Genomic DNA, 253 nt, shown 5'->3' on the forward strand with positions numbered 1-253 from the left:
GCCCCTGCTGGTCGCGTACACCACCGCGAAGAAGCTGAACACGAACATTCCGCTCGCACTAGGCATCGTGTCGCTTCTGGTGTTCCCGGCCTTCACCGGACTTCTCGCGCAGGAAGGCGGCGCCGCACTCTTCGGCATCCCTGTGCCCGTGGTCGCCTACAACGCACAGGTGTTCCCGTCGATCCTCACGGTCTTGCTCCTGTGGGGTGTCGAACGGTTCGTCACCCGCTGGACACCGGGCCCGATCCGTGTC

General features: G+C 64.8%; 1 pseudogene. It reads left to right on the forward strand.

Annotated features, from left to right (window positions below):
- Positions 1–253 (forward strand): annotated as a pseudogene (locus KVT44_RS56415) (PTS glucose transporter subunit IIB); the annotation flags it as partial.

The sequence above is a fragment of the Streptomyces sp. GbtcB7 genome (assembly GCF_019091445.1).
Taxonomy (GTDB): Bacteria; Actinomycetota; Actinomycetes; order Streptomycetales; family Streptomycetaceae; genus Streptomyces; species Streptomyces mirabilis.